The 20279-nt window shown below is 65.2% G+C and carries 19 protein-coding genes; 7 read left to right on the plus strand and 12 right to left on the minus strand.

What is annotated here, in order from left to right; all coding sequences use genetic code 11:
* A partial coding sequence (locus VNW74_RS20285; RefSeq protein ID WP_325680077.1) for a phosphotransferase occupies positions 1–1385 on the plus strand: 1385 nt, incomplete at its 5' end.
* Positions 1386–1398: 13 nt separating this feature from the next.
* On the opposite strand, the gene VNW74_RS20290 is transcribed toward VNW74_RS20285, so the two are convergent.
* The 8 genes from VNW74_RS20290 to VNW74_RS20325 form a co-directional block, all read right to left on the minus strand.
* Positions 1399–2313: an LLM class F420-dependent oxidoreductase gene (locus tag VNW74_RS20290; RefSeq protein ID WP_325680079.1), complete on the minus strand. Its 915-nt coding sequence runs from the start codon at positions 2311–2313 to the stop codon at positions 1399–1401.
* Between the two features lie 244 nt (positions 2314–2557).
* Positions 2558–3610, minus strand: coding sequence for a saccharopine dehydrogenase family protein (locus VNW74_RS20295; RefSeq protein ID WP_325680081.1), 1053 nt, complete (start codon positions 3608–3610; stop codon positions 2558–2560).
* Between the two features lie 131 nt (positions 3611–3741).
* The gene (locus tag VNW74_RS20300) at positions 3742–3927 is read right to left on the minus strand and encodes an acyl-CoA dehydrogenase family protein (RefSeq protein ID WP_325680083.1); all 186 of its coding nucleotides are present in this window, start codon (positions 3925–3927) and stop codon (positions 3742–3744) included.
* Positions 3928–3950: 23 nt separating this feature from the next.
* Positions 3951–5366 (minus strand): wax ester/triacylglycerol synthase family O-acyltransferase, encoded by a 1416-nt coding sequence (locus VNW74_RS20305; protein ID WP_325680085.1) that lies wholly within the window; start codon positions 5364–5366, stop codon positions 3951–3953.
* A complete protein-coding gene (locus tag VNW74_RS20310; protein WP_325680153.1) occupies positions 5363–6652 on the minus strand; it encodes an alpha/beta hydrolase in 1290 nt (429 codons plus the stop codon). The genes VNW74_RS20305 and VNW74_RS20310 overlap by 4 nt, the downstream gene beginning before the upstream one ends.
* Positions 6653–6681: 29 nt before the next feature.
* The gene (locus tag VNW74_RS20315; protein ID WP_325680087.1) at positions 6682–8235 is read right to left on the minus strand and encodes an AMP-binding protein; all 1554 of its coding nucleotides are present in this window, start codon (positions 8233–8235) and stop codon (positions 6682–6684) included.
* Positions 8232–9722: a wax ester/triacylglycerol synthase family O-acyltransferase gene (locus VNW74_RS20320; RefSeq protein WP_325680089.1), complete on the minus strand. Its 1491-nt coding sequence runs from the start codon at positions 9720–9722 to the stop codon at positions 8232–8234. Before VNW74_RS20320 ends, VNW74_RS20315 begins: the two co-directional genes overlap by 4 nt.
* Positions 9723–9858: 136 nt before the next feature.
* Positions 9859–10464: a TetR/AcrR family transcriptional regulator gene (locus VNW74_RS20325; protein ID WP_325680091.1), complete on the minus strand. Its 606-nt coding sequence runs from the start codon at positions 10462–10464 to the stop codon at positions 9859–9861.
* Positions 10465–10540: 76 nt separating this feature from the next.
* On the opposite strand from VNW74_RS20325, the gene VNW74_RS20330 reads away from it, so the two are divergent.
* Positions 10541–12154 carry an NAD(P)/FAD-dependent oxidoreductase gene (locus VNW74_RS20330; protein WP_325680093.1) on the plus strand — a complete coding sequence of 538 codons (1614 nt, stop codon included), beginning with the start codon at positions 10541–10543 and terminating at the stop codon, positions 12152–12154.
* Between the two features lie 27 nt (positions 12155–12181).
* On the opposite strand, the gene VNW74_RS20335 is transcribed toward VNW74_RS20330, so the two are convergent.
* The gene (locus tag VNW74_RS20335) at positions 12182–12862 is read right to left on the minus strand and encodes a TetR/AcrR family transcriptional regulator (RefSeq protein WP_325680094.1); all 681 of its coding nucleotides are present in this window, start codon (positions 12860–12862) and stop codon (positions 12182–12184) included.
* Between the two features lie 76 nt (positions 12863–12938).
* On the opposite strand from VNW74_RS20335, the gene VNW74_RS20340 reads away from it, so the two are divergent.
* The 5 genes from VNW74_RS20340 to VNW74_RS20360 all read left to right on the plus strand — a co-directional run bounded on the left by VNW74_RS20340 (position 12939) and on the right by VNW74_RS20360 (position 17202).
* Positions 12939–13808 carry a hypothetical protein gene (locus VNW74_RS20340; RefSeq protein ID WP_325680096.1) on the plus strand — a complete coding sequence of 290 codons (870 nt, stop codon included), beginning with the start codon at positions 12939–12941 and terminating at the stop codon, positions 13806–13808.
* 8 nt (positions 13809–13816) lie between these two features.
* A complete protein-coding gene (locus VNW74_RS20345) occupies positions 13817–14863 on the plus strand; it encodes a tyrosine protein kinase (protein ID WP_325680097.1) in 1047 nt (348 codons plus the stop codon).
* A gap of 53 nt (positions 14864–14916) precedes the next feature.
* The gene (locus VNW74_RS20350) at positions 14917–16035 is read left to right on the plus strand and encodes a phosphotransferase family protein (RefSeq protein ID WP_325680099.1); all 1119 of its coding nucleotides are present in this window, start codon (positions 14917–14919) and stop codon (positions 16033–16035) included.
* A 1-nt stretch (position 16036) separates the two neighbouring features.
* Positions 16037–16789 carry a hypothetical protein gene (locus VNW74_RS20355; protein WP_325680101.1) on the plus strand — a complete coding sequence of 251 codons (753 nt, stop codon included), beginning with the start codon at positions 16037–16039 and terminating at the stop codon, positions 16787–16789.
* A 125-nt stretch (positions 16790–16914) separates the two neighbouring features.
* The gene (locus VNW74_RS20360; protein WP_325680103.1) at positions 16915–17202 is read left to right on the plus strand and encodes a hypothetical protein; all 288 of its coding nucleotides are present in this window, start codon (positions 16915–16917) and stop codon (positions 17200–17202) included.
* 68 nt (positions 17203–17270) lie between these two features.
* Here VNW74_RS20360 and VNW74_RS20365 read toward each other — a convergent pair whose 3' ends face one another.
* The 3 genes from VNW74_RS20365 to VNW74_RS20375 all read right to left on the minus strand — a co-directional run bounded on the left by VNW74_RS20365 (position 17271) and on the right by VNW74_RS20375 (position 20164).
* The gene (locus VNW74_RS20365) at positions 17271–17996 is read right to left on the minus strand and encodes a crotonase/enoyl-CoA hydratase family protein (protein WP_414686732.1); all 726 of its coding nucleotides are present in this window, start codon (positions 17994–17996) and stop codon (positions 17271–17273) included.
* 75 nt (positions 17997–18071) lie between these two features.
* Positions 18072–19061, minus strand: coding sequence for an acyl-CoA dehydrogenase family protein (locus tag VNW74_RS20370; protein ID WP_325680107.1), 990 nt, complete (start codon positions 19059–19061; stop codon positions 18072–18074).
* Positions 19058–20164, minus strand: a complete 1107-nt coding sequence (locus tag VNW74_RS20375) for an acyl-CoA dehydrogenase family protein (RefSeq protein ID WP_325680109.1) — start codon at positions 20162–20164, stop codon at positions 19058–19060. The genes VNW74_RS20370 and VNW74_RS20375 overlap by 4 nt, the downstream gene beginning before the upstream one ends.
* Between the last annotated feature and the right edge of the window lie 115 nt (positions 20165–20279).

The following is a 20279-nucleotide window of genomic DNA, read 5'->3' on the forward strand; positions in this document are numbered from 1 at the left end:
ATTACTGTGCGCGTTTCGAAGGGAAGCCCATGTCGATCCCGTCGGTCGCCGAGGTCGCTGGCGCCACCGCCAGCCATCTAGGTATGACAATCACCGAGGTGCGCAGGCAAACACGCTGGCGCCCAACGTGGTTCGTGCGTGGCGAGCGAGACGGTGCGCCTTTCGACGTGGTGGTCCGCGGCGCCAGGGTCGACACCGAGGTGTTCCCGCTGCGGCACGAGATGACGTTTCACCGGATGCTCGAAGAACAGGGAATCCCGGTCGCCCGTCATCACGGCTGGATCGAGGACCTCGGCGCCGTGGTGATGGAGCTGGTGGGAGGCAAGCCCGATTTCGAAGGCGTACCCACAGGCCAGCGTGATGCCGTGGTCGACGAGTACCTGCACGTCCTCGCGCGTCTGCACGCCCTGGACACGGCACCGTTTCTGGAGGCCGGAATCGCCCGGCCACCAGCGCCCGAGCAGTCCGGGATCTGGCCCCATGCGCATCTGGAGCAGCGGTGGCGCTCACGCAAGCAGCACCCGGACCCGTTCCTCGAGTTCTGTCTGGGATGGATGCACCGCAACCCGCCGCGCAGCGACGGCAGGCTGACGCCGATCCTGTGGGACACCGGGCAGTTTCACCACAGCGACGGACATCTGGTTGCGCTGCTCGACCTCGAGTTCGGTTGTGTCGCAGACCCGATGCTGGACCTGGCCGAGTGGCGCATGCGCGACACCCTCATCCCTTACGGCGACTTTCGGTCGCTGTACGCGCGGTATGCCGAGCTGACCGGCCGTGAGGTCGACCTGGAGGCCATCAAACGCCACCACTTCGCCGCGACGCTGGACAACCAGCTCATCTTCGGCCCCGCGGTGTCCGACCCGGTGGACGAGACGGACCTGATGAACAACATGCAGTGGACCAGCGAGACCAATCTGCATGCCACCGAGGCCCTCGGGGAGCTGCTCGGCATCGAGCTGCCCACCGTCGAGCCCGCCGAACCGCGGCGCACCCGCCACGACCACACCTACGGGCATCTGGTGCACAACCTGCGGGCGCTCTCGGTGGGCGCCGACGACGATCTGGTCGGTCACGAGTTGAGGCTGTGCTTCCGGATGGCGCGACATCTGCAGCGGCTCAACGAGATCGGCGACGACTGCGCGGAGGCGGAGCTTGACGATGTCGCGCGGGTGCTGGGTTACCGGCCGGACACCTGGTGGGACAGCGATGCGGCGCTGGAACGTTTCGTGCTGGCCGACGCCGGCGCGGGCGCGCACGATGAGGAGCTGGTGTGGCTGTTCCATCGGCGCAACCTTCGCCGTCACGCGCAGCTGGGCCCGCTCGGGTCCAAGATGGTCGCGCACTACCCGACGCAGCGGTTCGACGCTGTGGCCATCCGCTGATGCCGCGGTGCGCTCAGCAGCCGGCGATGATCTCGCTTCCGTAGCGGTTCAGTTGATCGATCGCGAGCCGCGAGTCCTCGCCGGGAATCTTGACCACGAACGACGTGACGCCGACGGCGCCCAGTTCGCCGAGGTGGTCGCGGTGCTGTTCGAGACTGGGCTCGCACGCCCACGCGCCGGCCTGCGGTGTCGCGACCTGGACGTCGACCCCGGCGGGGTCGCGGCCCTCGGCGGCCAGGAAATCACGTAGCTGCTCGATTGCGACGCCGAGCTTCTCGGGAGTGTCCAGCAGCGCGGTGCGGTTGGTTTTGGCCGACGTCGGGTCGTTCATCAGCGGCGCCCAGCCCTGCCCGGCGCGGGCCACCCGCCTGCGCGCGCCCACGCTGTTGCCGCCGAACCAGACCGGCACCGGCTGCTGAACCGGCCGGGGCCGCGCAGTCTGCCCGATCGCCGTGAAGTGTTTGCCTGCGAAGCCAAACGCGTCGTTCGACCAGATGCCGGTCATCGCCGCGACGGCCTCGTCGAGCAGGTCGTTGCGTTCGGAGAACTCCACCCCGAGCGCCGCGAACTCCGATCGCAGGTAGCCCGCCCCGAGCGCGAGGACGAGCCTGCCCTTGGACAGCACGTCGACCGTCGCCGCGCACTTCGCGGTCAGCAACGGGTTGCGATACGGGGCGACAAGCAACATCGTCATCAGGCGCAGGCTGGTGGTGACCGCGGCGCAGAATGCCAGTGCCGAGAACGGGTCCAGCGCGTCGTGTCCACCAGCGCGCATCCACTTGTCGGACGGAGCGGGATGGTCCGTGACGCCGATGGCGGTGAACCCTGCCTTCTCAGCGCTTTCCGCGACGGCGCTCACCACGTCGGGGTCGAGGAATTCCGCGTTGTACGAAGGATGGGCGACCGGGTACTCGAGTGTGAACCGCATCTGGATCCGTTCTGTTGCGCCGTTAGTGCCCGTCGACCCGGTCGCGCTCGTGGGCGGTCATATCCGTTGTCGCCGAACTCATCTCGGCAGCGCCCTGCTAGGTAGCCACGCACCCCGCAAATCAATCTATCATAGACCGACTTCTGCGGAAAGCGTCCGATCGGTGCTCATGCGCAACGTCCGCACCGGCCCCACATTCGTCGCAGCCACCACCCCGCGCTGCGTCGATGACTCGAAACGCTCCTTATCGCAAGCTGGACCGGAAGCCGGGGAGATCGAGCACATCGTCGAGGTCGATCAGCCGAGCGGGCGTGCTCGCACCGATGGGAGGGCTCCCGTTCAGTAGCCGGCGGGCGCAGAGCAGCGATAGTGCTGCGGTGGACGAATATCCGGGCGGCGTCTCGATCCAGCCCTCAACCTCTTCGCCCCGTCGGTTGCGGGCCCGGGCCCAGACCACCGACCGCTGACCGGGAGGCTCGCCGGTTTGGTTGACCGCCGGCCGCCGGCGGGCCGCCCACCGAGCGAAGCGGAAGAAGTGCTTGTTGGAGAGCCGTGGCTCCATCCAGCGCGTGACCCCTATGGTGGTCGCCGAGAGGTCCGGGCTGCTGATGTAGGCGGCGATGTTCGGAATGCCGGTGCTGCGCCAGAGCGTGTAGGGGTCCGGAAACGGAAAGAGCCGGGCCTCATGCCGTCCCCCGGGACCGTGGAAACTCAGCCGGCGCGAACCGAATGGAACTTTTCGTAGCAGCCCGTTCTCCCGGACCTGGGTTCCCTTGTCTCGCAGCAGGACGAGCAGGGTTTCGGAGGAACCCTGCGAAGCGCCGCCCGCCACCACGCCCACCTCGATGTGGGTGGCATCGGGGAGCAGTTCCTGAAGCCGAGCCGCCAGAACGTCATTCGGGACGAGGTCGTAACCGGCCATCGGGCAGAGAACCACCTGCGCCTCTTCGGCTCGCCGGTCGAGGCTGTAGACATATTCGCAGTCCCCGGCGATATCGAGGTAGTGGGTCCTGGTGCGCAGCGCCGCCTCCACCAGCGGCGGTACCACGGTGGGCGGGCCGACGCAGTTGAGCAGGACCGCCATCCCCTCGAGCATCGCGTCGACTGCACCTGGATCGGTGAGCGAGGCGATGCGGCTCTGCAGTCCAAGCTCTGCGGCCAGTTCGCCCACGGCCTGCTCGTCCCGCCCTGCGAGTACCGGCCGCATTCCCCACTCGACGGCTCGGTGCGCCGTCAACCTCCCGGTGTAGCCGTTGGCGCCATAGATCAAGAGGCCGTTCGTGTCATGCGCTGTCATTTGACCGTGTAGTGCGTCTGGATGGAGCAGATTCCGATGTTGACCATGTCAGAAGATTCCGATCGCGGCGTCTGGTAGCCCGAGGAGATGGGCGACGGTCGAGTGGTGCATGTCGGTGGTGCCCTCGATGATCAGCCACCCCGGCTCTCCGGGACCAGGGTGCGCCACATCCCGAGTTGGCCGCAACGGCGGGCCATCTCGGTGATGAACTCATGCCCCTGATACGCCTCGAGCCGGCGCGGCCGGATCTCCTTCTGGGCGAACGCCCGGCTGGTCTGCTGGATCTGGCGCTGCTCGTCGGACAGAAACCGTGACACGACAATTCTCCTTCAGGGTGCCACTACCGTGGCATCGCGGTGCCGACTTCGTTCGGGACGGGGGAAAGCCCGGCGGCGCTGCGAATCTGGCCGAACGCGGTGACCATGGCGTCGGTGACCTCGTGGGGATCACCGACGGTCTGGCGGTCCGCGAGCACCGAGATGTTGACCTGGTCCACATAGCTCCACACCGTGATGTTCAGGCCACAACCAGCCAGCACTGGCCCCACCGAGTAGAACTCCGTGACCGGAACACCTCCCAGGCTGACCCGCTGGCGAGGACCGGGCACATTGGAGACCACCACGTTGTAGAGAAGCTTCTGCTCATCGCGGCTCGCCAGCCAGTGGAACAGCGATTCGGCCATTGCCGGCGGCAGGTAGTTCGTCCACCGGTCGAATAGCTCCGGCCCGCGCAGGCGGTCCGTCTCCTTGGCGACCGTGACACCGAGGTGGACAAGCCGAACCCAGTCCAGCGGAGCGGTGACATGCACCGGCAGCGCCACAAGCAGTGCACCCAGCACGTTGCCCGATATTCGGTCCGGCGACTTGTCCAAGCCGACCGGAACCTGCGTGATGATCGGTTCGTTTGCGCGCCCGTCGTAACGCAGCAACAGCTCACGCAGCGCGCCCGTCGACATCGCCAGGATCAGGTCGTTGAGGGAGACGCCCAGCTTCTTGCTCGTTTGCTTCACCTCAGCCAACGCAACAGTGGTGCTAGCGAACTCGCGCTGCGGTGAGAGTGCGTGATTCATGAACGTCGCTGGTGGACGCAGATTGCCCTCGCCGTACCCGCCCGGCAGTCGCGGCTTGTTGCGCCGGACCTGCCGGACGCCCGTCGCGGTGTCCTTGACCAGCCCGGGAAGCCGTCGCAGTTGTTTTAGGTGATCCCGGCCGGCGGCGCGCAGCAGCTGCCCGCTGCTGACGGGCGGATCGGTGAGGTAAGAATCGCGCTCCGAATGCGGACCACCGGAGTCCACTGCGCGCGCCAAGAGGTTCGCTGACGCGAGACCGTCGGCCAGGGCGTGGTGGATTTTGCCGATCACCGCCACCCGGTGGCCGGTCATTCCTTCGACGACGTGAGCCTCCCACAGCGGCCGACCGCGATCCAGCGGTGTGCTGGCGGCCTCGCCGATCACCTGGTCGAGCTCCCGCCTTCCGCCAGGAGCCGGCACCTGACACCGCCGGATGTGGTAGTTCAGGTCGACGTCGACGTGTTCCAACCACATCGGGTGATGCAGCTTGTACGGAATATCGACAAGCTGATAGCGCAAGGGGTCCAGCAGGTGCAGGCGGCCCCCAAAAACCCGGCGAATGGCGTCAACGCCAAACTCACCGTCGTAATTCGAGGTGTCGAACACCGACACCTTCAGCGAGTGGGTGTGAACGTTGGGCGTCTCCACATACAACAAGAGGGCATCCGTGCCGCTCAGGCGTTTCACCGGTCACCCCTGGCCGTCGACATAATGGTGTTGGTACCGAGCCGCTTCGGCCGCCGGTTGGCGGCGTATACGGTCTCAAAAAAATCGTGTACCGCATGCGCGGAGTTCCTCGCGCGGGCGGACTCGAAGAAATCGAAGCCATGCTGCGCACCGGGAAGCTCAGCGTAAGCGACGGGCGCCCGCGAGACCGCGCGCAGCGCATCGACAAACGCGCGTGCCTCCTCGACCGGGATCACCGAGTCGCACTCGCCGTGCAGGACAAAGAATGGCGGGGCGTCGGGACCAACCCGCAACAGCGGCGACGCGGCGCGAAAGACCTCGAGCGCCTCGCCGATGCGGCGCTGAACGATGTAGCGCTCTATGAGCGCGATGAGTTCCCGGCGCCCTGGTCCTTCGCTGGTCAGCCAGTCGTAGCGACCGTACAGTGGGACAGCTGCCGACACACTGAGGTCCACGTCCTCGAATCCCGGCTGCAGTGACTTATCGTCCGGCGTCAGTGCCGCCAAAGCCGCGAGGTGTCCGCCGGCGGACCCGCCGGTAATGGCGACGAAGTCCGGATCACCGCCATGCTCAGCAATATTCGCCTTGATCCACGACAGAGCCCGTTTGACGTCGAGGATATGGGCGGGCCAAGGGTGGCGCGGACTGAGCCGGTAGCTCATCGACACACATACCCAGCCTGCCGCCGACAACCGGGTGAGCAATGGGTACGCCTGGCCTCGCCGGCCGCCGGTGACCCAGCCGCCCCCGGGCACCTGGAGAACCACTGGCGCGCGCGCGTCGTCGGGAAGATCCCGGTGGCGCCAGATGTCGAGCTTGTTGAACCGCCCGGCATCCCCGTAGGCAAAGGTCGCCTCCGGACCCACGTAACGCCGTCGCCGCCGCACCAGTGGTCGACCGGTGGTCAGCCTGACTGCGCTCGGTGTCCAGATGATGTCGGGTCTCTCGCCGACCGCGTCGCGGACCGCCTTGTCCAACACCGTTTTCGATCTCAGTTGGCGTTGGTAGACGCCCGCCAGACCGAGCCAGGACAAACAGGCGAGACCGAACGCGGCGCGCCCCGCGCTTCCCTGGATGTCTCCGCGTCGAGCGGCGCGGGCCAGTCGCAGAGCCGACAGTCCCAGCGCGTGCAGGGGTAGCTCAGAGGTGGGCCACCCGCACACGAACGTAAATGCCGCAGGCACAGCGCTTCGGGAGAACGGCCGCCACGCGTTGAGCGTGTTCGCCAATTCCAAGGCGCTCGCCACCACGGGCGCCGTCGGCTTTGCGGCCTGCTCGGATCGAATCGTGGCGGCCGCGCGGGTCCGCGGTCGGCTCACAACTGCCGGCCCGCCGACGCCCAATACTCTTCCCGGAGCAGTCGCTTGTACAACTTGCCGGTCTCAGTCCTGGGCAGCGCCTCGCGGAAGTCCACCGAGCGGGGCACCTTGTAGCCGGCCAGACCGTCGCGGCAGTGCGCGATCAGCTCGTCGGCCAGCTCGGCACTGGGCTCGCCACCCTCGCGTAACTGAACCACCGCCTTGACCTCTTCCCCCCACTCCTGGTTGGGCACCCCGATCACGCCGACATCGGCGACCGCCGGATGCGCGGCCAGATACCCCTCTATCTCGGCTGGATAGATGTTGACGCCTCCGGAGATAATCAATTCGGTAGACCGTCCGGAGAGGAACAGATAACCGTCCTCGTCGAGGTAGCCGACGTCGCCCACCGTGAAGAAGCCGTCTCGGGTGCTGTCCCGCGTCTTCTCCGGTGCGTTGTGGTATTCAAATTCGAAGCCCGGCATCTTGATGTACACCTCGCCGGCCTGGTTCGGCGGGCATTCCCAGCCGTTCTCGTCGTAGATCCGGATGGCCGCGCCGGGCCAGGGCAATCCGACCGTTCCTGGACGCTTCAGCCAGTCCTCGGCACCGACACTGGCGCCGCCGCCTTCCGACGAGCCGTAATACTCGTTGATGATCGGCCCAAACCAGTCGATCATCCGCATCTTGACGTCCTTCGGACACGGTGCGGCACCGTGCACCACACAGCGCAACGACGACGTGTCATAGGAGCGCTTCACCTCTTCGGGGAGTGCCAGCAGACGCTGAAACATGGTGGGCACCATGTGCATATAGCTGACCCGGTAGCGCTCGACGAGTTCCAGTGCGCGCTGCGGCTCCCACTTATCCATCAAGACAAGCGTGTGGCCCATGTGCAGACCCAGTGTCGCCAGACTGCCCGGCGTGGCGTGATACATCGGACCGGTCACCAACTGCACGCCCTCGCCGGTCGGGACACCCATGATCTGCGACACGACCGTGACCATCGGGGCCACCGCGGCTTCGGGGTCGGCGCCCGATAGCGGCCGCCGAATGCCCTTGGGCCGCCCCGTGGTCCCGGACGTGTACAGCATCGTCTCGCCCCCCGTCGGCGAAGGGGGGCGAGACGGCGGCTGTTGGGAGATGAACTCCTCGTACGCTCCGAAGCCCGCGATCGCACCGACCGCCAACCGTCGGGCCGGTTGCAACTTCGCCTCGTCAGCGGCCGCGACGGCGACCGATTCCAACCGCTCGTCAGCGAGCAACATCGCGGCCCCGGAATCGGCCAAGATGTAGGCGACCTCCGGCGCGGTCAGATGCCAATTGATCGGCAGGAAATACAGCCCGGTCTGCGCCGCGGCGAGGGCCAGTTCTAGGAACTCACGCTGATTCCACAGCAGCGCCGCGACGCAATCACCGGCACCCAGGCCCAGCGCCCGCAGTCCGTTGGCCAGCCTGTTCTGGTTGGCGAACAGCTCACCGAAGCTCGTTTCTCTGCCCCGGTCATCCACCACCGCGATGCGTGCAGGGTGCGATTGCGCCGCCGCCGTCCAGAAACCGATATCACTCACTTGTGCGCCCCTTGCACGCGATGCCCGCGTCTCTTGGGAGCCGCATCCTGCGCAAATCCGTTCCGGTTGGTAGGTGCCGCCGCGTTGACCAGTTCGGCCATCGAGCGCCGCAGGCATGCTTCATAACGCTCGGGGTCCGGCATCATGACCGCGCCGCACTGAAAGCCGATCGTCAACGACCCGGCGTAGCTGGACACCATGTTCACTAGCCCAAGGCCATTCGCCGCGAGGGCGAAGCCGTAGATGTCCACGAGCTTGGCGCCTGTCAGGTAAATCGGCGTGCCGGGACCCGGCACGTTGGTGACCGTGATGTTCATTGCCGACACCTTGTTGGACAGGTCCAGCTGAGCCGCCAAACGTCCGGCCAAACCCAACAGACCCGCGGGAACGGCGTCGGCGATCTGGATGAGCCTGCGAGCATTCTCGCCGTTCTGTACGGCCTTCTTCTTCGCCGCCATCTCGTGCAGGCGACGGACGCGCTCGATCGGGTCGTCGATGTCCGTGCCCAATGGGATCGTTGTGTAGGCCAATTTGTTGCCGAGACCATCGGAGTCCCCTTCTCGCAACGAAATCGGCATCAAGGCGACCAGAGAGTCCGTCGGAAGTTCGTGCGCATCGTTGAGGTAGTGACGGAGGCCGCCGCCGACGAGAGCCATGACAGCGTCGTTCACCGTCGCACCAGGCACCGCGTTTTTGACCTGCTTGATGTCGGCAAGGTCGAAGCGGACCCCACCGACCGTCCGATGCGGTCCGACCGACCCGTCGAATCGCGTGCGTGGCACCTTCGCCGACGCGGCGGGTTCCAGTTCGATGTCCGTCTGTGTTGCCAACACACGCCGAGACAGCGCCGGCCCCAACCCGACCACAGCCTCGAGGATCCGCAGCGGATTCTGCACGGCGTTGGGTAGCGCCCTGAGCAATAGCTCGACCGCTGACGGCGACTCCGGTTGACGGCTCGGCAGATCGGACCGCGGCGTCGACGTCGGCGTCGGCTCCTGGTCGTGCAGGCAACCAATGAACTCCATGCCCGATACGCCATCCATGGCGGAATGGTGCATCTTGTGCACCAAGGCGAATGCGCCCTTCGGCATGCCCTCGATCGTGTCGAGCCCTTCGATGAACAGCATCTCCCATGGCGGCCGCGACATGTCCAGCGGTCGTTCGAGGTAGTGGGCGACCTGCCCACAAAATTCGCGCCAGTCCGCGGGCGCGGGCAGAGCCAGCCGACTGACGTGATACCCGAGATCGGCCGGACCATCATCGACCCACCATGGGTGGTCCAGATCCAGTGGAACGCGCTCCACCCGACGTCGAAACACGTCAACCGTGGCCATCCGACGCTCGAGATTCGCCAGAATCTGGCTGAAGGTCACCTTCCCGCCCGGCGCCGACGAAGGATCGTAAACGAACACGGCCCCCATGTGCATCGACAGAGCCTTGCTCTCCAGATAGACCAACGCGGCGTCCAGGCTTCTCAGTTGCTCCATGAACCTGCCAGACCATTGGTCAGGTCGGCAACGCGGATGCCCGCGAGCGGAGAGAGCGGCGACAGCACACACGATATGATATCGCATATAGTGGATTGGCACCACGGGTGGCGGCGCGGGCTCGGTCTGGGTGCAGCTACGGCAGTCGGCGGCGGGCAATCTCTCGCGCTGAAGCCGCATCGAGGCCCAGGCCGCGCAGCATCATCTCCGCGCCCCGCGACTCGGTCTTTGGACCGGGCGGGAGGCGGCCGGCCAAAATCGCCCGAATGGCGGCCAGCGCGGCACCCGTGATCGACGTCAGCGCCAGGTCTAGATCGTCAAGAGCGAATCGACCAGATTTCCGGCCACGGGACAGCGTCTCCATAGCCCAGGGCGTCACCGCATCCTCGAAAATCGCATTGACGCGGTCGAGTTCGACGAGAACCCGCGCAACTTCGGGTTCGTCGCGGCTGAAGCGGAGGAAACGCCGGTAAGACGCCGAGGCCGCCTCGGCCGGATCGGTGAATTCGAGGGCATCCGCGCCGATCCTTGCCGCGAGTCCGGCAAGCACGTCGGCCACCACCGCCTCGATGAGCGCGTCCTTGGACTGGAAATACGTGTAGAAGGTGCCGAAGCCGAGGTCGGCGAGATCGGTGACATCGCCAATTCGAAGGTCTGACACCCCGTTCTCGGCGATCAGCCGGTGGGCGGCGGCCAGCAGCCGTTGCCGCGCCTCGGCCTTACGGCGATCTCGACGTCCCATCGGGGCAGGAGACACACTCACGACAGCAGTATCGCATTCGATCTACATCTCAATCTTGATTTTACAATCGAGTTCGATGAAGATTGCAGATATGACGGAAACCACGCCCCCTGCCGAAGCCGACTACCTGGTCATCGGAGCCGGACACAATGGATTGACCGCCGCGTGTTATCTGGCCCGCGCCGGACACCGCGTAGCCGTCCTGGAGGCATCGCCCACCGTGGGCGGCATGACCTCCACCAACGCCACCCTGTCGAAGGCGCCGGGCCACTACTTCAACGAGGGCGCGATCCAACTGACCGGAATCTTCCGGCTCTCTGGGGTCGCCGAGGACCTGGAGCTGCACAAGTACGGGCTGCAGCAGATCTCGGTGGACCCCGCACACATCCAGTTGGCTCCGGACGGAAGCTCCTTGGCGGTCTGGAAGGATGCCAGTCGCACCGCCGATGAGCTGCGACGGTTCTCGCCCAAGGACGCCCGGGCCTGGCTGGACCTGGCCAATGCGCTTGATCCGCTCATGGACGTGGTGGTGGCCTACATGAAGTCGCACCCGCTGCGGCCGTTCAACCGCGAGATGGCCAGCTCGCTGCTGGGCGCCGCCCGTCACCTCAAGGGTGCGTGGAGCCTGCGGAATATGGTGACCGCGTCGCACACCGAGTTCCTCGAAGAGACCTTCGAGACCGAGTTACCCAAGGGCGCGCTGGCGGCCATGGCAGCGTTTTCGCAAATGCGCTTGGACGCGACCGCCTGGGCAATGATCTATCTCGGTGTGGTTCAGAAGGTTTCAAACGCGATGCCGGTCGGCGGCACCGGCGCGCTACCCGCCGCACTGCATCGCTGTCTGACCGCGCTCGGCGGCACGGTGCACACCAACAGCCGGGTGCAGGAGCTCGTGGTATCCAACGACCGCGTGACGGGGGTACGACTCGAATCCGGCCAACTCGTCACTGCCCGCAATGGTGTCCTGACCACCTGTAACCCCGTCGTGACGCTCAACGAGCTGCTGCCGGCAGGCACGCTGGATACGAAATTATCGGTGCGCGCCAAGGACATTCCGATCCGCAAGACACACGCCACGTCGCTTAAGATCAATGTCGCTCTCGAGGGCCGCGTGACGATGAAGAAGCACGAGGACTGGCGCGGCGACGGCCTGGACCTGCGCAAGTACCTCATCGCCTGGCATACCCTGGAAGAACAGGACGCCGCATGGAACGCCGTGGTACGCGGCCAATGGCCCGACCCGGTTCCGGTGAGCTGCGCCATCATCCCCACCGCGGTCGATCCCACCCAAGCCCCCGAGGGCCGCGACAATCTGTGGCTCTGGTCAGGTGTCATCCCGGTGACACCGGAGGAGCCGTGGGAGGACGTGCGGGACAAGGTCGGCGACGCCGTATTGCGTGATTCCGCACAGTATTACGAGGGGCTGGACAGACTTGAGATCGACCGAGCCGTACTCGGTGGACCCGATCTCGAGACGAGGTTCAATGCCCCGGCGGGCAACGTCTACCATGTCGACCCGCTGATCTCACGGTTCGGGCCACTGAAGCCGGCAGCCGGGCTGGCCGGGTATCGGACGCCAGTCAAGGGGCTCTACCTCAGTGGCGCTGGCACCCACCCCGTCGGCGGTGTGTGCGCGCTGCCGGGCAAGCTCGCTGCCCAGACGGCCATTCGCGACCAGAAGAAGCGATGACAGCAGCGAGGCGCGATTGACGACGGCCTAGTTGGTCCCTCCTCCTCGCTCTCGACCGACTGCCGTGCGAACGATCGTTTCAGCCTCGTCCGGCGGAAGCCCGAGTGAGGCGAGCACGTGGCGGGCGAAAGCGTGATGGGCACGCGCGCCGTGACGACCGTCAAGGATTTCTCGGATCAGCGCGAACGCGCCGCCGATCACCGCGGTGAGCAGGACCTCGATATCGCCGACAACGAAGCGCCCACTTTCGATTCCGCGCTCCACGGCGATTCGCGCATACGGGTGGACGGCGTCGCCGAACAGCGCCTCAGAGTGGCCGATGTTGACGATCAGACGGGCGAAGTCGGGTTCGTCGTAAGCGAGCCGAATGACTCGAAGGTTGGCCAGCGCCACGACCTCGGCCGGGTCGGTCTCGTCGTCGACATTGGTGATGATCGCGGACGTCAAGTCGGAAAGACTTTCGGTGATCACCGCCTCCAGCAGCTCCTCCTTGGACTGGAAATAGTTGTAAAAGGAGCCCAGCGCCACATCGGCCTCTTCGGTGATGTCCTGGATGCGCAGGCCGGCCACCCCTTTGGCAGCGATCAGCGTTCGGCCGGCGTCCAGCAGCAACCGCCGGGTGCGCAGCCGCTGACGTTCGGTGCGCGTCGCCTTGCCATCGGTTTCGGACGTCACACCCGGATTCTTCCCCGATGAATAGGTTTTCACTCTTGAAACTATATTCATCGGATGCTAGTTTGGCCATGCCGGGGTGAACTGGCTCACAAATAGGGAGGGCGCGGCGATGATGACGATGGTCTTGGCGACGATTCCGCAACCGCCGGTCGATGCGGTAATGCCCAAAACGGCGGAGATGATCTTCAACGTCTTCATCTTCATTCCACTGGGCATCGCGTTGGCGCTGGCGCTGCGCAAGCTACTCAAGGGACAGGGACCGCTGCTGTTGTACTGCATCCTCGGCGGGGCGTTGGCGGCCTCCTTCGAGCCGATCGTCGACGTGCTCGGTTTGGTGTTTTTGAAGGAGCGGGGTGCGCTGGGCACGTTCACGATCCTGGATCGCACGATGCCGCTCTATATCTGTTTCGTCTACCCCTGGTATGTCGGCGGGCTGGGCTACTTCGCCTACAAGCTGTTCAAACGCGGCGTCACGATGCGCGATATGTTCCTGTTGTGGGCGTGCGACTTTCTGGTCGACGTGGTGCTGGAAAGCCCAGGCATCCTGGCGGGCACCTATCTGTATTACGGCCATCAACCGTTCAACTTCTGGGGACTTCCGCTGTGGTGGGGATTCGTCAACCCGGTGATGCCAATGGTGGCCGGCGCGTTGATCTTCCACATCCGCCCGCATCTGAACACCGCGTGGAAGCTGCCCGCGGTGATCGCGTGCGTCCCGATGGCCGACGGCATCGCCAACGGCGCCACGGCCTGGCCGATGTGGGCGTCGCTCAACCAAGCGAATGTGTCCTACGTCTGGACTTACCTGGCATCCTTCGTCACCCTCGGACTGGCGCTGTTCTCGGTGTGGATCATCGGGCTGTCCGTTGTCGGTCGCGGCGAGGTGGCCCACCCGGAGTCGGAGACGTTGTGGCAGAAGGTGAAAGCGATCGCAGCGCCACCCTCGCAGTCGGCGGTTCCCGACCCGGTCAGGGCTTAGGAGCGGGCATGGCAATTGCGACGCATTCCGGTGACACCGATCTGCTGCTGCCGTTGCCGGCGGCCGGGGAGCAGTGGGATCCGCACCTGATCCACACCCACTACTTCGGCTTCTGCGTTCCCGAAGCGGCGATCGGCGCATTCCTGTACGTGCGCTACCAGCCGGCCTTCCCGCTGTCGCAGGGCGGTGTGTGCATCTTCCAGGGCACCGACAATGTCGAGTACACCGACATGGCATTCCTCGATTACGAGATCACGATGCCCTGGCCGCGGGTCGAAGGCAGCACGATCACCACCGACAACGGCCTGAAGATCGAGTTCCTCGAGCCCGGCCAGACCGCGCGCATCACCTACCGCAGCAGTGACGGGAACACCGCCATCGACGTCCTCGCCGAGGCCGTGACCCCGCTACTGGCCCGCGGGCATGTCATGCCGGGCGAGGAAGACCACCACGACGTGGCCCGCGAACCGGGGGGCACCGAGCAGTTCATGCGCATGACCGGCGAGTTGCTGCTGGACGGCACAACCTATCCGGTCGACTGTTACGCCCCGCGGGACCGCTCCTGGCGCCAGATCCGGGTGGAACGGCGCGGTGCGGTCCCGGTTCCGCCGGTCGGCTGGTCACCGATGTATTTCGGCCCCGATCTCATCTTCAACCAAATCAGTTTCGAGCCGCTGGACACCAACCCAGCCTGGGCCGGGCTGTACAACGTCGGTGACCGTCCATCACATCATTTCGCCTGGATTCAGCGCGGCGACGAGACCCGGTCGATCAAGTGGGTGCGCCGCAACGTCCTCGAGTACCACCCGCGCATTCATCTGCCGATCCGCCAGGAGATCACCGCTGAGGACGAAAACGGGGAGCTTTACCGGTTCCAGGGTGAGGCAATCGCCTGCGCGTCGCTGCCGGCGTGGCCCAACACCTCGTTTCACGACAGCGTGTACCGCTGGACCGACGAACAGGGTCGGACCACTCACGCGACGTATCAAGAGCTGTGGTTCGACGAATACCAGCAGATGATGAAACGCCGAACGTTGGCATCTTCGCACTTATAACAAATAGTGGAAAGCCTTGTCTCGTCGGCATATTGATGTAAAAGGAGCAAACGATGGCCTTGAAGAACACTATCGACACAGAGCTGGCCGCCAAGCGGCTCGCTGACTGGCTGGCGTCAAAATGGCCTGACGCGCAGGACATAACCGTGACCGACGTGCAAGTGCCCGGCGCGGGTGGACTCTCCAACGAAACGGTTCTCTTCACGGCGAGCTGGCGTGATGCTGACGGTGAGCAGACCCAGGGCATGGCCGCCCGCGTGCAACCCGACAGCCCCGGTGTGTTTCCCGACTACGACCTGGCTAAGGAAGCCGCCGTCATCAGTGCGCTCGGCGAGCACTCGCCGGTCCCGGTGCCCCGGGTGTATTTCTTCGAAGAAGATCGATCCGTCTTCGGTGCGCCGTTTCTGGCAATGCAGCGGATCGACGGTCGAATTCCGGCCGACGATCCGCCGTTCACCGCGGCCGGGTGGGTGCTGGACCTGACGCCGGATGAGCGACGCCAAATGTGGCACAACACCATTGACGTACTCGCGCAGATCCACGGCGTCGACTGGCGCGCACTCGGGCTGGAGTTCCTCGATACACCCGAGAACCACAGCGGTCTCGACGCGGGTCTGGCCAAATGGCGACGCACCTTCGAGTGGGCGGCCGAGGGCGAACCGAACCCGACGATCGAGGCGGCGCTGCGCTGGTTGGACGAGCACCGTCCCGAGCAAGATGAACCCAAGGTCCTCAATTGGGGCGATGCGCGGGTGGGCAACATCATCTTCTCCGACGACCTCGCCGCGGCGGGTGTGCTCGACTGGGAGATGGTGGTGCTGGCCAGCCGCGAACAAGACCTCGGCTGGTGGCTGTTCTTGATGCGACACCACACCGAGGGCGTCGGCCTTCCCTTGCCGGCGGGTATCCCCGACCACGCCGAAACCATCGACTACTACGAACGGATCACCGGCCACAAGGTTCGTAACCTTGACTATTACGAGATCCTGGCCGGCACCCGGCTGGCCATCCTGATGGTTCGCGCCGCGCACATGATGATCGCCGCCGGAATGATGCCGCCCGAGTCCCCGATGGCGCAAAGCAATCCGGCAAGCCAGCTCGTCGCAAAGCTCCTTGACCTACCGGCACCCACCGGGACCACTACCAGCTTTATCGGCAATCGAGGCCAGTGACATGAACGCTCAATTGACTTTTCAGCGAATTTGCGCGTACAGCGGCATCGTTTGCGTGCTGCTGTTCTTCGGCGGTTTCGTCGCGGCCGGCTTTCTGCCGCCACTGTCCCCGTCCATGTCAGCGGCACAAATCGCGGCGCATTACCAGGCCCACACCGCGGGAATCCGGTTGGGCGCCGGGCTGATCTTCCTCAGCTCAGGGTTCTATGTGTGGTTCACCGCGGTCATCTCGGGGCAGGCGCGGCGCATCCCCGGCGTGCACCCGACCGTCATCAACGCAACGCTGGCCGGTGGGGCGTTCGGGTGCCTGACGTTTTTGGTGCCGGCGCTGCTGTTCGTCGTCACCGCGTTCCGTCCCGACCGTTCACCCGATGCGACCCTGCTCCTCAACGACATGAGCTGGATCATTTTGGTAATGCCCTTTATACCGTTCATGGCGCAGTTCTTCGCGTTCGCCTTCGCGATCCTGTCCGACCCGAGACCGCAGCCGTTGTTTCCGCGCTGGCTGGCCTATTTCAACGTCTGGGCCGAGTTGATGTTCACGCCCGCGCTCATCCTGCCGTTCTTCAAATCCGGTCCGTTTGCCTGGAATGGGGTGTTCGTCTTCTGGATACCGGCCGCGGTGTTCGGCGCGGTGTTCATCGTCAACACGATATGGCTTCTCAAGGCCATCAACTCCGAAGCCGAGGAAACGCTTGCTGCCGGCGCGACCGACGGCCACGCGCTACTAAGTCGCGAAACCAGCTCCACCTAGGGGTCAAGGTCTACCTCGGGCTTGTGTGACATTGTGCGTCTCAATAAACTAGCGGGGTCTCACAGGGACGGCCACTAGGGCGCTAACGGCACACTAGGGCGCTAGCGGCAGGGGAGGGAGTCTTGATGTCCGTCTTGAAGAAGGCCGCGATCGTCACGTTGGGCGCCGTGACGAGCGTTCTTTATCTCGCAATTCCCGCCGCCGCCGACCCCGATCCGTGTGGCACTCTTCCCATATTCATCTGCCGCATGGTCCCGATAGCGCCTGACCTCGACCACGATGTTGATCTCACACAAGATCCCAGCGGACTGACAGATGGGCGGGACGGGCAGAGCGCAGCCGATCAGCCCGGTGCCGTCCACAGCGGGCAGACCGCCGCCGGTCAGCCCGCTCCCGTCCACAGCGGCGGCTAGCATCCCCTGACCACGACCAGCCACCACCGGTGGCACATCACTCTGGCTGCGGTATCTCTTTCGGCTGCCTACCTGGCCTGCCAACGTGGTGGGCGTTTCTCTGCAAACGCTAACGCGCCTTCCTTGGCGTCGGCCGATTCCCTTACCCGAGCCGTAATCTCACGCTGCCATTCAAACGCCGCAAGGTCGGTCCAGTTGCTCTGATGCGACAGAATCTTCTTCGTGGCCTTGACGGCAAGCGGCCCGTTCGCGGCGATCTTGGTCGCGATCTCACGCGCGGTTGCCAACGCCTGGCCCGGTTCTGCGAGCATGGAGACAAGTCCGTGACGCTCGGCATCTTGGGCGGTGATCGGTTCGCCCGTCAACGCGGTTAACATCGCCAGCGAGTACGGCAGGGCCTTCGGAAGCCTCAGCAGCCCGCCGGCGGCGGCAACCAGCCCTCGTTTGACTTCGGGCAGACCGAATTTGGCGGCCGTGCTCGCCACGACGATGTCCGCGCTCAAGACCAGTTCGCAGCCACCGGCGAGCGCCCAGCCCTCGACCGCCGCGATCAAGGGCTTTGTCGGGGGACTTTCGGTGAGCCCGGCAAAGCCGCGGCCCGGGATGGATGGTGACTCGCCCCGCAGGAACGCCTTGAGATCCATACCGGCACAGAATGTTCCGCCAGCACCCGTCAGGATCGCCGCAGTGAGGTCGTCGCGGGCCTCCAGGTCATCGATCGCCGCGGCGATACGGGTGGCGACCGAGATGTCGACCGCGTTCTTGACTTCCGGGCGGTTGATCGTGATCACCATGATCCGATCCGCTGTGTCGACGATGACGGTGTCGGTCACTGTCTGCCTCCTGAGTTTTGCCAGTGTCGCCTGCGGCTAAGCCGAGATGCTGTCCCAGAGCTCAATTTCGCCTTCTTCTCGCACCCGCGCACCGAGCCGGCCGCAGTAGGCGAATTCCGACTGATCAGCGTCTCGCAGTGCCCACAACTTGCTGGTGTAGCGATGCAAGTCGTATTCGGCGGTGATGCCCACCGCGCCGTGCAGTTGGTGCGAGGTCCGTGCCACCAGAGTCGCCGCGGTGGCCGCGCTGATGCGGGCCGCCGACACCGCGCCGAACCGGTGCAGCTCGGGCGTGTGGGCGTCCGCGCATGCCGCCGCCGCCCGGTCCAGCGCGGATTGGGCGAACCTGGTACGCACCGCCATCTGAGCCAGTGTGGTCGACACCGCGGGAATCTTTACCAACGGCGCACCGAACTGCTCGCGCTCCATCACGTACTTACGGGTGAGCTCGTAGGCCCCCCACGCAGTGCCGAGCAATGCCGCCGACCGGGTGAGCGCCAGTCGGTCGAAGACCTGAGCAGCGCCTGGTCCGCCCGATATGTGCGCGACGGAGGCGCCGGCAAGGTTTACCCGTGCATCGGGCAGGTCAGCGATGTCGTGGCTGGGCTCGACGGTGACCGACTCCCCCGCCAGCGGGACGGTCACCACCGAGGATGCGGTCACGATCACCAGCCCGGTGGCCCGGTCGGCGAAGGGCACTTGAGTCAGGTTGGCGGTAACGGCATTTGACGAGACATCCAGGTCGGGGGCTACCACGATGGTTTCGAAACTTTCACCGGCGGCGGCATCTACGGCGTACGAACTCGTCGACGCCTCGACAATCGGAGTACTCAGCCCGGCGCGCGCCAACTCCCGAACGACCACCACCAGGTCGGCCAGGCTCCCGCCGGAACCGCCTTTGTCTTCGGGCATGCCGATTCCGGCGAGGCCCAGTTCGCAGACCTGACCCCACACTGACCCCGTATCGCCGGCGTCGGCTGCGAGGTTCCTGATGAGGTCCGTCAATTCGCGGGCGAATTCACTCATGGCCTGGTCTCGCTTTTCGTGACGATCGAAAGCAGAACATCCGATGCGCCTCCCCGGAGGGTGAACCCGGGTGAGGCCAAAAGCGCTTCCGCCAGTGCGTCGGTGCGCGAGGTCGGCAGCCCTACTCGGCGGGCGAATTCGATGACGTCGTTCTCAAACTCCGTACCCAAGTACTTGAGACTCGCCGCCTCCACGACCGGCGCGCGACCGGCGTCGAGGGCGTTGGCGATCTCCCAGCATTGCCGCCGTAGCGTGGCCAGGCGGGCGACCAGCGCGCCAAGTTCCACATCGTGACAGTCATCAGAAGTGCGGCGCAGGTGTTCGAGCGTCTCGACCAAGAGCGGGTACGTGCTCAGCACCCGCTCCGGACCGCCGCGTTCGAACGACAGCTGCTCGATCACCTGCCGCCAGCCGTTTCCCTCCGTCCCGAGCAATCGATGCTCCGGAATGAAGACATCGGTGAAGGTGACCTCGTTGAAATGGTGCTCCCCCGACATGTCAACTATCGGCGAAACCTCGATCCCGGGCGCGGACATGTCCACGACAAACTCCGACAGGCCTTCGTGCTTTTTCCCGGTTGAATCCGTGCGCGCCAATAGATAGGCGTGCGTCGCGCGATGCGCACCACTGGTCCATATCTTGCGGCCGCTGACCGACCAGCCCCCCTCAACCTTCTTCGCCGCCGTACGCACGGCGGCCAGGTCCGATCCCGCCTCCGGCTCGCTCATCCCCAGGCAGAAGATGTACTCGGCGCTGATGATGCCGGGCAGCAACTCCTTCTGGAGCTCATGGCTGCCGTGGCGCAAAATGGCCGGACCGATCTGACGGTCAGCGATCCAGTGGGCCGCGACCGGCGCTCCGGCGCGCAGCAGCTCTTCGGTGACAACCAAACGCGACCGTGCGTCCAGGCCGCCGCCGCCGAATTCCACCGGCCACGTGATACCGATCAGTCCCCGAGCCGCCAGCTCGCGGGAGAACGCAAGATCGAAGGAGCGCAACCAGCAGTCGCTCCGCGGGGTGTAGCGGCCCGCGGCCAGCCACGAGGCGGTCAGCTCCCGGACTTGTTCACGCAGCGCACCGAGCCGCTGAGCCGTCTCCGTCATACCTGCAGGCCCGTCCCGGAGTGGCACACGACGCAACGATAACATTTTGAGTTTTAACGTCTCAAATCAGTCGATGCCTGGGACTTGCGTCCAGTCCGGAGCACGGTTGCAGCCT

The sequence above is a fragment of the Mycobacterium sp. genome (assembly GCF_035570115.1).
Taxonomy (GTDB): Bacteria; Actinomycetota; Actinomycetes; order Mycobacteriales; family Mycobacteriaceae; genus Mycobacterium.